The 14,695-nt window shown below is 55.0% G+C and carries 15 protein-coding genes; 9 read left to right on the plus strand and 6 right to left on the minus strand.

The window, feature by feature from the left end:
• Positions 1–48: 48 nt before the first annotated feature.
• The 4 genes from gpsA to FCN80_RS19460 form a co-directional block, all read right to left on the minus strand.
• Entirely contained in the window at positions 49–1,065 is a 1,017-nt protein-coding gene (gene gpsA, locus FCN80_RS19445) for an NAD(P)H-dependent glycerol-3-phosphate dehydrogenase (RefSeq protein WP_136991910.1), read from the minus strand.
• A gap of 2 nt (positions 1,066–1,067) precedes the next feature.
• Positions 1,068–1,538, minus strand: a complete 471-nt coding sequence (gene secB, locus FCN80_RS19450; RefSeq protein WP_136991912.1) for a protein-export chaperone SecB — start codon at positions 1,536–1,538, stop codon at positions 1,068–1,070.
• 65 nt (positions 1,539–1,603) lie between these two features.
• Entirely contained in the window at positions 1,604–1,855 is a 252-nt protein-coding gene (gene grxC / locus FCN80_RS19455) for a glutaredoxin 3 (protein ID WP_136991913.1), read from the minus strand.
• Positions 1,856–1,878: 23 nt separating this feature from the next.
• A complete protein-coding gene (locus FCN80_RS19460; protein WP_136991915.1) occupies positions 1,879–2,310 on the minus strand; it encodes a rhodanese-like domain-containing protein in 432 nt (143 codons plus the stop codon).
• A gap of 147 nt (positions 2,311–2,457) precedes the next feature.
• Between FCN80_RS19460 and envC the strand changes: the two genes are divergently transcribed.
• The 7 genes from envC to FCN80_RS19495 all read left to right on the plus strand — a co-directional run bounded on the left by envC (position 2,458) and on the right by FCN80_RS19495 (position 9,937).
• Positions 2,458–3,804, plus strand: coding sequence for a murein hydrolase activator EnvC (gene envC, locus FCN80_RS19465; RefSeq protein WP_230492790.1), 1,347 nt, complete (start codon positions 2,458–2,460; stop codon positions 3,802–3,804).
• 1 nt (position 3,805) lies between these two features.
• On the plus strand, positions 3,806–4,729 hold the full coding sequence (locus tag FCN80_RS19470) for a divergent polysaccharide deacetylase family protein (protein WP_136991917.1): 924 nt from the start codon (positions 3,806–3,808) through the stop codon (positions 4,727–4,729).
• Positions 4,730–4,878: 149 nt separating this feature from the next.
• Positions 4,879–5,811, plus strand: a complete 933-nt coding sequence (gene rfaD / locus FCN80_RS19475; protein ID WP_136991919.1) for an ADP-glyceromanno-heptose 6-epimerase — start codon at positions 4,879–4,881, stop codon at positions 5,809–5,811.
• 28 nt (positions 5,812–5,839) lie between these two features.
• The gene (gene rfaF / locus FCN80_RS19480) at positions 5,840–6,901 is read left to right on the plus strand and encodes an ADP-heptose--LPS heptosyltransferase RfaF (protein ID WP_136991921.1); all 1,062 of its coding nucleotides are present in this window, start codon (positions 5,840–5,842) and stop codon (positions 6,899–6,901) included.
• Positions 6,889–7,863 carry a lipopolysaccharide heptosyltransferase RfaC gene (rfaC, locus tag FCN80_RS19485; protein WP_136991922.1) on the plus strand — a complete coding sequence of 325 codons (975 nt, stop codon included), beginning with the start codon at positions 6,889–6,891 and terminating at the stop codon, positions 7,861–7,863. Before rfaF ends, rfaC begins: the two co-directional genes overlap by 13 nt.
• 3 nt (positions 7,864–7,866) lie before the next feature.
• Positions 7,867–8,766 carry a sugar glycosyltransferase gene (locus FCN80_RS19490; RefSeq protein ID WP_136991924.1) on the plus strand — a complete coding sequence of 300 codons (900 nt, stop codon included), beginning with the start codon at positions 7,867–7,869 and terminating at the stop codon, positions 8,764–8,766.
• Positions 8,753–9,937, plus strand: a complete 1,185-nt coding sequence (locus tag FCN80_RS19495) for an O-antigen ligase family protein (protein WP_170975461.1) — start codon at positions 8,753–8,755, stop codon at positions 9,935–9,937. The genes FCN80_RS19490 and FCN80_RS19495 overlap by 14 nt, the downstream gene beginning before the upstream one ends.
• Positions 9,938–9,949: 12 nt before the next feature.
• Here FCN80_RS19495 and FCN80_RS19500 read toward each other — a convergent pair whose 3' ends face one another.
• A complete protein-coding gene (locus tag FCN80_RS19500; RefSeq protein ID WP_136991927.1) occupies positions 9,950–11,092 on the minus strand; it encodes a glycosyltransferase family 9 protein in 1,143 nt (380 codons plus the stop codon).
• Positions 11,093–11,102: 10 nt separating this feature from the next.
• Positions 11,103–12,059, minus strand: coding sequence for a polysaccharide deacetylase family protein (locus FCN80_RS19505; protein WP_136991928.1), 957 nt, complete (start codon positions 12,057–12,059; stop codon positions 11,103–11,105).
• A 165-nt stretch (positions 12,060–12,224) separates the two neighbouring features.
• On the opposite strand from FCN80_RS19505, the gene FCN80_RS19510 reads away from it, so the two are divergent.
• A complete protein-coding gene (locus FCN80_RS19510) occupies positions 12,225–13,322 on the plus strand; it encodes a glycosyltransferase (protein ID WP_136991930.1) in 1,098 nt (365 codons plus the stop codon).
• 226 nt (positions 13,323–13,548) lie between these two features.
• Positions 13,549–14,553, plus strand: a complete 1,005-nt coding sequence (locus FCN80_RS19515) for a glycosyltransferase (protein WP_136991931.1) — start codon at positions 13,549–13,551, stop codon at positions 14,551–14,553.
• Positions 14,554–14,695: the final 142 nt, after the last annotated feature.

Here is a 14,695-nt window from a genome sequence, read left to right on the forward strand (position 1 = left end):
TGATACCTTTATGCGGTTTGATCCCTGCGGCCAAATCGACCGAGTCCGTCATTCGCCGGTTTTCTCGTCTTTACGGGCTCGGCCGAGCAAGCTCAGCGCCGCTTCGTGGGCATTTTTATTGAGATAGAGCACCTGGTAGATTTGTTCAGTGATCGGCATTTCGACCCCGTGACGACCCGCCAGCGCCAACACTTCCTTGGTATTGCGATAACCCTCCACCACCTGGCCGATGGTATCCTGCGCCGTTCGCGCATCTACTCCTTGCCCGAGCAACATACCGAACCGCCGGTTGCGGGATTGGTTATCTGTGCAGGTCAGCACCAGATCGCCCAGGCCCGCCATACCCATGAAGGTGGCGGGGTCGGCGCCCAGCGCGGCGCCTAAACGCGACATTTCTGCCAGGCCGCGGGTGATTAAGGCGGTGCGGGCGTTGGCGCCGAATCCGATCCCGTCCGACATGCCGGCGCCGATGGCGATGACGTTCTTTACCGCCCCGCCCAATTGCACACCGATGAAGTCCGCGTTGCTGTACACCCGGAAGCTTTTGCCGCAATGCAATACATTTTGCAAATCCGCGGAAAAATCGGCATCGGTGGAGGCCAGAGCAATCGCGGTGGGCAGACCCGCCGCCAGTTCCTTGGCGAAAGTCGGGCCGGAAATCACCGCCAGAGGAAGGGTTTCGCCCAGAATTTCCCTGGCGACGTCGGCCAGCAGCCTTCCGGTTTCCGCTTCCAGTCCCTTGGTGGCCCAGACCACCCGTGAATCCGGGCGCAGGTGCGGCTTGATGCGCGCCAGCACTTCCCCGAACACATGACTGGGAACGACAATCAACACGTCGCGGCTGGCGGCGATAGCCAGCGCCAGATCCGTTTCCGTGCGCAAGGATGGCGGAAACGGAACATCAGGCAAAAAGGCCTGGTTGCAACGGGCGGCCCTCAGGGCATGGACATGTTCCGGGATGTGCCCCCATAACACGACCTCATGACCGTTGCGCGCCACGGTAATGGCCAGCGCGGTGCCATACGAACCGGCACCGATCACCGTGATAGCGGCACGACCCGGCATTATCAGGCTTCCTGCTCCGACGGTTTGTCTTCGCTTTCGGCTTGCTGCTGCAGATAATTCATAAACAGGGCGTCGAAATTCACCGGCGCCAGATTCAATTGCGGGAATGTGCCGCGCGATACCTGGCTGGTGACGCATTCACGGGCATAGGGGAACAGAATGTTCGGGCAATAGGCGCCGAGGCAGTGCGCCATTTGCGTGCCGTCGATACCCGAAATGGTAAAAATGCCCGCTTGCTGAACTTCGCAGAGAAAGGCGGTTTCTTCGCCGAGCGTGGCGGTAACCGTGACCCGCAGCACCACTTCGTAAACGCCGTCCGCCAACTGGGTGGAAGCGGTATCGAGATCAAGCTTGATTTCCGGTTGCCATTCTTGCTGAAAAACTCTCGGCGCATTAGGCGCTTCGAAAGAGACATCCTTGGTGTAGACACGCTGGATCTGGAACGTCATCTCGGTATTGTTTTGTTCTGGCATTAAAAAAACCCTTTGGTTAAATTTGCTTCATGCACCCGGGCGCGATGCGATGTCCGGCTCCTGGCCTATTTAAGCAACGGATCCAAACCGCCGCGCGCATCAAGCGCGTGTAAATCATCACAGCCACCCATGTGCTGTCCGTCGATGAAAATTTGCGGAACCGTGGTCCTACCGCTGCGCTTAATCATTTCCTCCCGCTTGTCCGCATCTCCGTCTATGGGTATTTCCTGAAATACGACATGCTTACGGGTCAGCAACGCCTTGGCCCGATGGCAATAAGGGCAGGTTGCTTTGGTATAGATTTCGACATTGGCCATGGTTCCCCCTTTCAGGTTTGGTTTTACTTGCCCCTGACCAAGGGCAAGTTTTCCCCGCTCCAGCCGGATATGCCCTCTTTGAGGACATAAACTCGCTCAAAGCCGGTTTTATACAGCTTTTCAGCCGGTTCGCGGGATGTCGTGCCGGTTGCGCACACGATGATAACCGGTTTGGCCTTCGCTTTATCCAGCTCGCCAAGGCTGCCGTTTTTGATCTCGGCCGCCGTCAGATTTATCGCATTGGCGATATGCCCCTTACGGTAGTCGTCGCGGGGGCGCAAATCAACCACGACGGCCTCTTCCTTATTGATCAGGCGTATGGCTTCGCCGCGGGAAATTTCGCTGACCTTGGAAAATCGCGTTTTAGCGGTTGTAACAATAACGGCAATGAATAAAGCGACCCAAGCCAGGGAAAGCATAGGATGAGCGCTGATAAACGGCATAATTTCTTGCATGGGGTATGAAAGCTCCCGTGTCGTGTCCACGCGTTAAAAACTCCGAGTATACCCTCGCGTCTCGGCAAATTCAGCCAATATGCTTATCCGGAAACAAGAAACTGACCGCAATGCGTGCCCGGTCGCTAAAAACTCGGGGGTAAGGAATTGCACACGGATAACTGGCAAGCCGCTGTTCAACGTGAAATAATCATTATCAATGAGGGGAAAAAATCGTTGGAAAAAGTGAATATCCGGGAAAATGGCGCGCCAGGCCGGCTCCTTTCACTAAAATCGTATCTTTACGCCAGCATGTTCTACGCTGGCGTATTGTTATTGCCTTTCGCCGGCCATGCCGACGATAAGCAACAGCTCAAAAGCGTGCAGCAGGATATCGCCGAGAAAGAAAAAAGCGTGCAGCTCCAGCAACAGCAACGCGGCGCGCTGGTCGGCCAGCTCCGAGAACAGGAGCAATCCATCGCCCAGTCCAGCCGAGCGCTGCGCGATACGAAAAGCTCGCTGGCGGCGCTGAGCCAGGACATCGATCGCCTGAGCCAATCCATCAAACAATTGCAAGACCGCCAGGCCGCGCAGGAGAAACTGCTGGCGCAGCAATTGGATGCCGCTTTCCGCCAGGGTCCCCATTCCGGATTGCGGTTGATACTGGGCGGGGAGGAGAGCCAGCGCAGCGAACGGATCCTCGCTTATTACAGCTATCTGAACCAGGCGCGGGAGCAATCCATCCGGGACCTGAAGCAGACCCGACAGCAATTGGCGGATGAGAAGAAAGATCAACAGCGCAAACAGCAACAGCAAGCGGATTTGCTGCAACGGCAGCAGACCGAGCAGCAGAAACTGGAAAGCGCCCGCGAAGCCAGGAAGAAAACCCTTTCGGCGCTGGAATCCTCCATCCGGCAAGATCAGCAACGTCTGGACGAACTTCGCCAGAACGAAAGCAGGCTACAGGCCGATATCGCCCGAGCCGAACGTGAGGCCAAAGCCCGCGCCGAACAGGAAGCGCGCGAAGCTCAGCAGGTGCGCGAACGGCAAGAGCAGGCCAAACGTCAGGGCGGCACTTATAAGCCGTCGGCCAGCGAACGCGAGCTGATGTCCCGTACCGGCGGCCTGGGTAAACCCGCCGGTCAGTATCTCTGGCCGGTGCGGGGCCGTACCTTGCATCAGTTTGGCGAGCCGTTGCAGGGCGAACTTCGGTACAAAGGCATGGTGATTGCCGCGGCCGAAGGCTCCGAAGTCAGAGCAATCGCCGCCGGACGGGTACTCATGGCCGACTGGCTGCAAGGCTACGGACTGGTGGTGGTTATCGAGCACGGACAAGGAGACATGAGCCTGTACGGCTATAACCAAAGCGCGCTGGTTAAGGTGGGCGATCAGGTGAAAGCCGGGCAGCCTATCGCGTTGGTGGGCAACAGTGGCGGTCAGGACACCTCCGCGCTATATTTCGAAATTCGTCGACGGGGTCAGGCGGTCAACCCCCTACCATGGTTGGGAAAATAGCGTGTCAGCAAAAATTAAGGCTTTTCTGTCTCTACTGCTTTTGTTCTGCCTGTCCGCCGGCGCCCGCGCCGCCAAGCTGGCTATCGTCATTGATGACTTCGGTTACCGTCCCCATGAGGAAAACCAGGTACTGGCCATGCCGACGGCCATATCCATCGCCGTGCTGCCGAATGCGCCCTACGCCACCGAAATGGCGCGTAAGGCCCACGCCCAGGGCCGCCAGATCTTGATTCACCTCCCCATGGAACCGTTGAGCAAGCAGCCGCTGGAACGCGATACGCTGCGCCCGGATATGAGCCAGGAAGAGATTGCCCGCATTGTGCGCGAGGCGGTCAATCATGTCCCATACGCCGTCGGCCTCAACAACCACATGGGCAGCGCCATGACCTCCAGTCTGTCCGGTATGCGAAACGTCATGCAGGTCCTGAGCCATTATCCGTTCTATTTTCTCGACAGTATGACCATCGGCGATAGCCAGTCGCGTCAGGCGGCGGCCGGCACCGGCGTCAGGGTAATCAAGCGCGATGTCTTTCTCGACGATACCGCGAACGAAGCCGATATCCGCCGGCAATTCAACCGGGCGGTGGCGCTGGCGCGCCGTCGCGGTTCGGCCATCGCCATCGGCCATCCGCATCCGAATACCGTCAAAGTGCTGCAACAAATGTTACGGCAATTGCCGCCGGATATTGAACTGGTGCCGCCCAGCGCGCTGCTTAACGAGCCTCAGGCAATGCCGCGCGGTCCCCGGACCGGGCCCATGCGTCCATACGCGCCTTTCCGCGGCATACCGATGTGCCTTGCCAAACATGCCCCACCGCCGGTCTATGCCGATGCGATGTTCAAGGCCATATTCTCCAGTTTGGACCAGACGCCCTGGATGCAACAGATTAAGCATCGGTTGGATTCCGCCCCGCCCCGTCGATAACGGTTACTGGCTCCGGGCCGGTTTCACGGGTTGGCCAGGGCCGTGAACTTGGCCGGACGGATACTAAGCTTTATGAGTAGATGGTATGATGCAGATTATGCGAGGAGCGGGCGTAGTGCCGGCTCCGTCAAGATCATTGAGGGTGATCCATGATAATCGTCACGGGTGGAGCCGGTTTTATCGGCAGCAATATCGTTAAGGCACTGAATAACGTAGGCTATAACGATATCCTGGTGGTGGATAATCTTAAGGATGGTACGAAGTTCGTCAATTTGGTCGATCTGGATATCGCTGATTATATTGACAAAGAAGATTTCATCGCCAGCATTAACGCCGGCGACGATTTCGGCGATATCGATGCGGTGTTCCATGAAGGCGCCTGTTCCTCCACCACCGAATGGAACGGCAAGTATATGATGGATAATAATTATCAATACTCCAAGGAGCTATTGCATTATTGTTTGGAACGATCCGTTCCCTTCCTTTATGCGTCTTCCGCCGCGACCTACGGCGGCAGGACGGAAAACTTTATCGAACAGCGCCAGTATGAACAGCCACTGAATGTCTATGGCTATTCAAAGTTTCTCTTCGATCAGTATGTGCGGACCCTGCTGCCCCATGCGGAATCGCAAATCTGCGGTTTTCGCTATTTCAATGTCTACGGTCCGCGCGAAGGCCATAAAGGCGGGATGGCCAGTGTGGCCTTCCATCTTAACAACCAGATTAACGCCGGCGAGAATCCCAAGCTGTTCACCGGCAGCGAAGGCTTCAAGCGGGACTTCGTTTATGTCGGCGATGTCGCCGAGGTCAATGTGTGGTTCTGGCGGCAGGGCGTTTCAGGAATTTTTAATTGCGGGACGGGACGGGCGGAATCCTTCCAGGCCGTGGCCGACGCCGTGTTGAAATTCCATAAAAAAGGACAAATCGAATATATCGATTTTCCGGAGAAACTCAGAGGCCGTTATCAGGCCTATACCCAGGCCGACTTAAGCCAATTGCGCGCCGCGGGATACGATAAGCCGTTCAAGACCGTGGCCGAAGGCGTTGCGGAATATTTAAGCTGGCTTAACCGCGCACGTTGAACCCGACGCAAGGAAAGATATCGGCGGCATGAAAATACTGGTTATCGGACCCTCTTGGGTGGGCGACATGATGATGTCGCAAAGTTTGTACCGCTGCTTGCTAAAAAATCAACCCGATGCGCAAATCGACGTGATGGCGCCCGCTTGGTGCCGTCCACTACTGGGCCGTATGCCGGAAGTGCGGCAAGCGTTGGCCATGCCCGTCGGTCATGGTTCGCTGGCGCTGGGAGAACGCCGCCGGCTTGGTCTGGCGCTCAAGGCGGAGCAGTACCAGCAGGCGCTGGTGTTGCCAAATTCATTCAAATCGGCGCTGGTGCCGTTTTTCGCCGGTATTCCGATACGTACCGGCTGGCGCGGCGAAATGCGCTACGGCGTGCTAAACGATCGACGGACGCTGGACACATCGGCGTTCCCCTTGATGGTCCAGCGTTACGCCGCGCTGGCGTTTCCACGGGATCAGGTCCTTTCGGCCGAGGATCTGCCGGCGCCTTTGCCCTGGCCGCGACTACGCGTCGATCCGCAGGAATCCCACGCCGCCCGCGCGGCTTTCGGGCTGGACGACGCAAAGCCCCTTGTCGGTTTTTGTCCAGGGGCGGAGTTCGGGCCGGCCAAACGCTGGCCGCATTATCATTATGCGGCGCTGGCCAAGACGTTGATCGACCAGGGATACCGGATCGTGTTGTTCGGCTCGCAGAAAGACAAGCCGGTGGGAGAGGAGATTCGCGCGTTGTTGTCGCCGGCCGATCAGGACCATTGCCGCAATCTGGCCGGCGCCACGTCCCTGGACCAGGCGGTATCGCTTATTGCCGGTTGCCGCGCGATGGTCACCAACGACTCCGGCCTGATGCATGTCGCCGCCGCGCTGGACCGCCCACTGGTTGCCTTGTACGGACCCAGCAGCCCCGATTTCACACCGCCGCTCTCGCACCGTGCGCGGGTCGTCCGTGTGATCAGCGGTTATCAGCGAGTCCGCCGGGGAGAAGGCGATCAGGGGTATCATCAAAGCCTGATCGACATCCAGCCCGAACGGGCGTTGGCTGAGCTGGATATTTTGTTTGCCGCCGACGAGGGGGATGGATGCGGGTATTGATTGTCAAAACCTCTTCCATGGGCGATGTATTGCATACCCTCCCCGCGCTGACCGATGCCATGCGCGCGCTGCCGGGTATTCATTTCGACTGGGCGGTGGAGGAGAACTTCGCCCAGATCCCCACATGGCACCCAGCCGTTGGCGACGTCATCCCGGTCGCCATCCGGCGCTGGCGAAAAAACTGGTTCGGCGCCGCCTCACGTCAGGAGCGCTGCGACTTCAAAAAAGCCTTGCGCCGCCGGCAATACGACGCAGTCATCGACGCGCAGGGGCTAATCAAAAGCGCCGCCTTGGTCACCCGCGTCGCCCGGGGCGTTAAACATGGGCTGGATTGCAAAAGCGCGCGGGAACCTTTCGCCAGTTGGTTTTACGATCAACGCCACGCCATTCCCCGCGATTTACATGCGGTGGAACGTATCCGCCGCTTATTCGCCGCCAGCCTGAATTATCCACAGCCCTCGGATACAGGGGATTACGCCATCGCCGCCCATTTTTTGGCGGCCCCCCCCCGCTCGGACGATACCCGGCCTTATCTGGTGTTTTTGCACGCGACGACCCGGCCCGAGAAACATTGGCCGGAAAACCATTGGCGCGAACTGATTGCGGCACAGTCCGGCAGCGGTCTGGTTGTTAAATTGCCTTGGGGAACCGAAGCCGAATACCAGCGCGCGGTGCGTCTTTCGGAGAATTTCCCTTACGCGGAGGTGCTTCCCAGGCTTACGCTCAGCGAAATTGCCGGCGTGCTGGCCGGTGCGAAAGCGGTGGTCTCGGTGGACACCGGCCTGAGTCACCTGACCGCGGCCCTCGATCGCCCCAATATCGTGCTGTATGGCCCCACCGATCCTGGCTTGATCGGCAGTTACGGCAAGAATCAAATTTTCGTCACGCCCCCGGCCGGAAGCCGCTATATGCAAGATATTAAACCCGCTAATATTGAAGCATTGCTTAACAATATTGAGTAACCAATGAGTACATTTTTTAAGCAAATCTACCGCTACACCAGACCGCGGGACTACAGGCACAATGAAAATTTATGGCCTTATGTTAAAATCAACCGCGCGCCAACGGGGGAGATTAACGCACTTGATTACCGGAACGAATCCATCGCGATAACGCAAATCGCCGATTTACGGCAGCGGCACGCCGGCCCCGTTCTGATTACGGCGACCGGGCCCTCAGTCAAGAAAGTGGATTTCTCCCGCATACCCGAGATGCCCGTCATGGGGGTTAACGGCGCTTATGCTTTACATGGCAAAGTCAGTTTCCAGTATTATGTCATCGTCGATATGACATTTATCGACAGAAAACTGGACAACGTCTTTGCGGTGATTTCCAATCCCGCCATCACCTTGTTTACCACAATGCATGGCGTGGCAAAAATCATCGATGCCTTCACCACTGGGAAGATACAATGCCGTTTGGTCATCATCGAAGATGCCTGTTATAAAATTTATCACCGTAAAGTCATCCCGGAAAAAATCAAAGACACCTATGATGCCTGCCAAGAGATCGAAATCTGCCGGGAATACCCTTATATCGCGTTTAGCAACGACATCCGTATCGGTGTTTTTGATGCTGGCACGGTCGTCTATTGGGCGTTGCAAATAGTCGCGTTTCTCGGTTTTGATGAAGTGTATATCGCGGGGCTTGATATGAATAATTTCAATCAACCACGCTTTTATGAAAATGAAGAAAATAAACTGCCTTGCTTTCTTGACAAAAAATTTGCCGATTTGATTGAACCCGCTTTTCGCCATGCCAGCACCGTTTTGCGGGGGAAAAGCATTGTGGTTAAAAATTTATCGAAAAACAGCGCATTAGGGGATGATATCTTTGAAAGGATTAACTATTATGACATCCACTGACATAAAAGACATTCCCGAGAGATATTGCGCTTATTTTTTTATGGCTTTTCTTTTCTTCAGTGCGATTTTTTGCGGCTATACGCACGTTAATAATTTATTTCATTTGGCATTGATTCTTTTGATAGCGGCCTTACTGCTAAATGGCAGAAATCTGGCGCGCCGTTTTATCGCCGATAAGGCATTTAAAGACGGTTTTCTGTTAATTGCCTGTTTTCTCGTCTATTACAGTTTGAGTAATCTTTGGTCCCACGATCACGGTAATGTCCTGTCCGCTCTACGCCACTCATCGTATCTGCTGGCTTTTTTATTTATATACCGGCAAGCCTGCCTTCATCGGCAAAAGCACCGCATGCTGACGCTCGCCATGCTGGGCTTATTGATACTGGCTTTATTGATTTTCTTTTTCGTGGACAAAGAAAGCCTGTTAACTAATCGGCTCGAAAACTCATTTTTCGCCGCCCCCAGCAATGTCATTGATGTGGCGGGATATTTCGGCATCGGCATTTTCTTATGCCTAATCCTGGTCAGGGACACGGGTAAAAAAGGGTATTATCTGCCTATCCCGGTTTTTCTTATTGGAATTCTATTAACACAAAGCCGAGGCCCACTACTTTCCCTTGTGGTCGCCCTGATGCCGTTGCTGTTTCTGAAACCCGCCATCCGCAGGCACCATATTCTTATTTTCACTGGTTTCCTGGTTTTCCTGATTGCATTTATTTTCTTATCAAATTTTGAATCTATTCTCTTCAATCGTTTTGAGAATGCCTATCAGCAAAGTTTCATTCGTTTCGGTATTTGGTTGCATACATTGGATTTGGTAAGTATCCATCCTTTTTTCGGATGGGGCTTCGACAAGGAATTGCATTTTACCAGCAGCATCCAAGAGCAGATTACCACTACGCACAGCTTGTATTTATCCGCCCTGCTAAAAGGAGGGCTGGTGGGATTCCTGCTGTTGTTCGCCGTATTGATGTATGGCGTGGTTATGGCCTGGCGACAATGTCTACAGCGGCAATATTACGAAGCCGCCCTGTTTTTGTTCATGCTGTTTTTTTATATCACCCAGGGGATGTTTGTTATCGGTAATCCCGGTGTCCCCTGGTATCTTTTCTGGTTCCCTTTGGCGGTGGTGTTAAGCCTGCCCGCCGACAAGCCCGCCGAACAGGCCTAAAACCGGCGTGGATTAGAGCGTCCGGCCCTGGGCGGCAGGCTTTTGCGGCGCCGACGGGACCGGGGGCTTCATGGCTTTTTCGATCGGCTCGAAAACCTCTTGCGCGCGGATAACGGATAACGGGTATTCATTATCCGCCGTGTTGGCGGCATCAAAGCGCGCTTTGGCGTGGATGACGGTATGCAAATCAGGATCTTGCAAGGGTCCGGTGTGATGAGGATTGGCGGTGACGAACAGGCTGACGGTTCTGACTTGCAGAGCGACCGCCACATGCAATGGGCCGGTATCGCCAGTGACCAGCCAATCCAGATTGGCTATGGTCGCCACCAGTTGCCGCAGATCGGTTTTTCCCACCAGAGAGCGAACACTGTCCCGCCGATCGTTAAGGCGCTGCAACAATTCATCGGCAAGACCGGTCTCTTTATCGCTGCCGATAAGCACGATGCGGTAACGCCGCGCATCGCCCTCAAGGGCCAGTATGGCACGCGCCAGTTCGGCGAAGCGATAAACCGGCCATTGCCGTAATTTCTCCGATGTCCCCATCTGAAAGCCGATATCGACATATCCCGGCTCTTTGTCCAGGCGCTGAAAACGGCAAGGAATACGCATGGCGATATCATCGGTATCGCAACCCAAAACCTTCAGCAACTGCAATTTGCGCTGGATGATGTGCCCCTGGAAACCAGCCGAATAGGCCGCGAGCCAGTGATTCATCAGCGGAGAGTCGATGGCGTAGTTATCACGCATAACATAGTGGCTGCCCGCCAAAATCGCGATAAGAATATCGTAAGGCATATGCGAATGCAGAATAACGCTCAATTGGGGTTTGAGCGGACGCAACGCTTTGATGACATCGTAGGCGCGATTGATTTTGCTATTCCAGTAAATGATGTTGTCAAAATCCGGGCTGCCCGCCACCATGCTCCGGTTCTTATGGCTGGAGACCAACGTGAGCCGCGCCTTGGGATAGCGCCGACGCAAGGCGTGGATAGCCGGCGTATTGAACAGCAAATCCCCCAGCGCGGTGGTGGAAAAAACGACGATACTGTCAAATTCCGCTTGCGCGTTCAATGTTTCGGCCGGCTTTAGCCGACCGAACAATGGGGTGTATAGGGTCAGGAAAAAATTCACCAGGCGGATTTTATTCTTTTTCATTTCGGACAACTCAAGTAATTTTCCCTTGATAATATTCCGCCAAAGTCATACCCACGGCGCGCGTCTTCATCCAGACAAACAATTGTTCCAGGTCGGCGTATAAACGTTCGATGGCGGCGGCATCGGTGAATGTCGGACTGCCGCCGGGCATCAGTTCGGACGAATGCAGCATGAATTCCACATAATCGGCGCCCCCGGCCAGCATGGTCTCGGCAACCTGCCGCATTTGCGCCACATTGCCGCCCCGCGGACGAAGCCAATGCACCGAGGGTGAACGGCGTTTGCCCCGGATAACGTCATATATCCGCTTAACGCCGTTGAGCCAGACCGGGTGTTTATACAGGATGCTCATCGGCACCTCCAGCAGGAGAGAGCGGCCGGCGTTGGCGATATTGTCCGGGTCGATGAAATACGCCTGATCGGGGAAACGGGTGTAATCGGTGCCGCCCCGCCCTTGCGGCGCGCCTGGAGATGAGCGCCAGTCGACACGGGGCGTCACGGAGCAGTCGACCTGGTAGCCGTGCTCAATCAGAACCTTGGCGTAAAATTCGTTCATCGCCCAGCGACCAGCGCGATGGCTGCGCATTTTGATTTGAAAAGTGTCTTCCAAAAGCCCGGTCTGGAAAGCGACTTTGTCTCTGATGACTTTTTCAGGGTAATCGATCAGATACGGCTTATGGCGCCAGTCGTCGCCGGTCAGATCGGATAACGGCGGACTGTTCCAGGCGTGCAGGTGCATGCCGACTTCACCCTGCCCCCGGTTTATTACCTCTTTGGCGAAATCGACATAGGCCGGGTCGCACGCCATTTCATAATTGGTCAGGTACACCGGCTTGAAGCCGAATTTTTCGCACAACATCTGGAAACGCGGCAGGAAAAGCGCATTTTGCGTCAGGATTTGCTCGTGATTGCGCCAAAGATTGTCGCCTTCCGTATCAATAGTGATGATAAATGCAGGTTGCTTCATATGAAAATCCTGAGTGCCGGAATCCGGTATGTTACGCTGCCGTTGTCGGAAGGGCAATCTGGTCGCCCAGGGCTGGCGGACGCCCCTCGCGGTTAACGAGATTTTATCCGGCGCATGGAGTAGGATCGGCAACCTGGACTTAAGGGAAAATGAATGGGATAACGCATGCATATCTTAATGATAATCGACGGCTTGCCCGGCGGCGGCGCGGAAAAGGTGGTATTGACGCTGGCGCAGGGCCTGTTGGCCGAGGGCCATGAGGTATCCCTGTTTTCCCTGCGCGCCGTCTGTGATTACACGTTGCCCGACGGCATGGCGTATCGGGTCATCACCGATGACTGTTCGCGCCCTTGGCGAAAATTGACCGAATTGTCGCGCCGGGCGGCAAAACTCGATGCGGCGGTACGCGAAGCCGAACAACGTGGCGCGGTCTTTGATCTGGTCATTTCCCATTTGCATAAAACCGATCGGATTGTGGCCCGCAGTCATGCGCTCGCCCCGGATAAAGTCTGGTTTTGCCTGCACGGCATGTTTTCTCCCTCCTATCTCGGCCATCGGCGGGGGTTTTCCCGCTGGCTCAAACGCTGCAAGATCAGGCGTGTGTACCGGCATCGCAATATCATCGGCGTTTCACGCGCCGTGCTGGAAGATATGACCTCGCAATTCGCCGTTGTACCGGCCAAATCAGCCGTCATCCATAATCCGTTTGATATTGACGGCATTCGACGGCTGGCGTCCGAACCCTGCGATATGGCCGGACAGGATTATCTGATCCACGTCGGCCGACTGCATCCGCATAAGCGCCATGATCGGTTATTGCGCGGTTATGCCCGCAGCGGTATCCGCTCGCCGCTGGTTATTATGGGCCAGGGGGGGGAACAGGCGATTCAAGCTTTACGGGATTTGGCGCGAGAACTGGCGATTGAGCAGCGGGTGATATTTAAAGGCTTTTGTCCCAATCCTTACCCTTATATCAAGCACGCCCGTATGCTCATTGTCAGCTCCGATAGCGAAGGATTCGGCAATGTGCTGGTGGAGGCATTGATCTGCGAGACCCCGGTCGTCAGCACCCGTTGTCCCGGCGGCCCTGCGGAAATATTAACCGGTCCGTTGGCCCGGGGTCTGGCGGAATTGAACGATGCCTCATTGGCGGACACCCTGTTGTCGATATATGAACATCCGCCCGCCATCAACGAACAGGATTTGGATAAATACAGCCTGGCTGTTATTTGCCACGAATACGCCGGCCTCGCCCAATCTTGACAGACAATGCCGCCGGTGTAATCTCACCCCGTCGGCATTGTGGATCACGTTGTTTTCCGGCATGATTCATGCGGCATCGATTTTCAAGAAACCGTGTTGTCAAAAAAATAGAGACTCTACATACTTCAGGTTGCATCGCGGCGGCATCTGTCCGCCTCCACGCTATGACCGGGAGCAGGCGTGGCCAGCAAAGAGGCAAATTGAAGTATGACGAGTCCATTACAAAATGTTAAAAGCCGATTTGCCGATGTGTAAACTCAGCGTTATCGTCCCGCTCTATAACGCCGGCGCGATGTTCGATAACTTTATGCGTTCATTATTGGCGCAAACCGCCCAGTCCCTGGAAATCATCATTGTTAATGACGGTTCCACTGACGGGTCAGATATTATTGCCGAACGTTATGCCCAAAGCAGTGGGGATATCACCGTTATCCATCAGGCCAACGGCGGCGTATCAAGGGCGCGAAATGCCGGACTGGCCGTGGCGCGCGGCAAATATGTCACTTTCCCCGATGCGGACGATATGCTTTACCCCGACCTGTATCGGACGCTTATCGACATGGCCGATAAGGACGACCTGGATGTGGCGCAATGCAACGCCGAGCGGTATTTTCTCGGGACGGATACCATCAAAACCCTCATTCCCCCCGAACGGCTAACTTCCACTGGCGTCCTTGACGGACCAGACTGGTTGCGCCGCGCACTGGCGACCAAGCGTTATCTGCATGTGGTCTGGCTGGGTATCTACCGCTTGTCATTAATTAAACGGCTTAATCTGTTGTTTGAACCGGGCTTGCATCATCAGGATATTCCCTGGACCACGGAAATGATGTTCAATGCCCACAAAGTCAGGTATACCGAGCAAGTGCTTTACCGCTATTTTGTGCATGACCAATCTATCAGCAACCAAAAAAGAACCGGCATGAAAAATGTAGAGTATCAACGACATTACATACGTATTGCCGAATTGCTGGAAGAGTTGAACCGACGATATCGCGGCAAAATAAAAATGTATCCTGAATTTCACATTCAGGTAACCCGTGAAGCGCTTTCCATATGCCATTCTGTTCGCCGTGAACCCAACCCTGAGGCACGGCAATTGATTTTAAATGATATTTTCGCCAGCGGGACCCACAAACGTATGATGCGTAATGCACGCGGGATCCGGCAATGGTATCAGTTGTTATTATGGCTACGCAGAATATACGCCTGGCGCAAGCGCCGGCTGTAATCGGCGCATCGGCATACCGGGCAGCCCGGCAGGGATTCGCTACTCTCCATCATGCGCTTAATTAGCATGTATACTCGTCATACTTCACGTTGCCTTTTGTTGGCTGCGCGCGATAACCCGCATCCCATCGGGTATACTTTGC

Origin of the sequence: Martelella alba (assembly GCF_005217455.1) — a bacterium.
GTDB lineage: Bacteria > Pseudomonadota > Gammaproteobacteria > Enterobacterales > Enterobacteriaceae > Acerihabitans.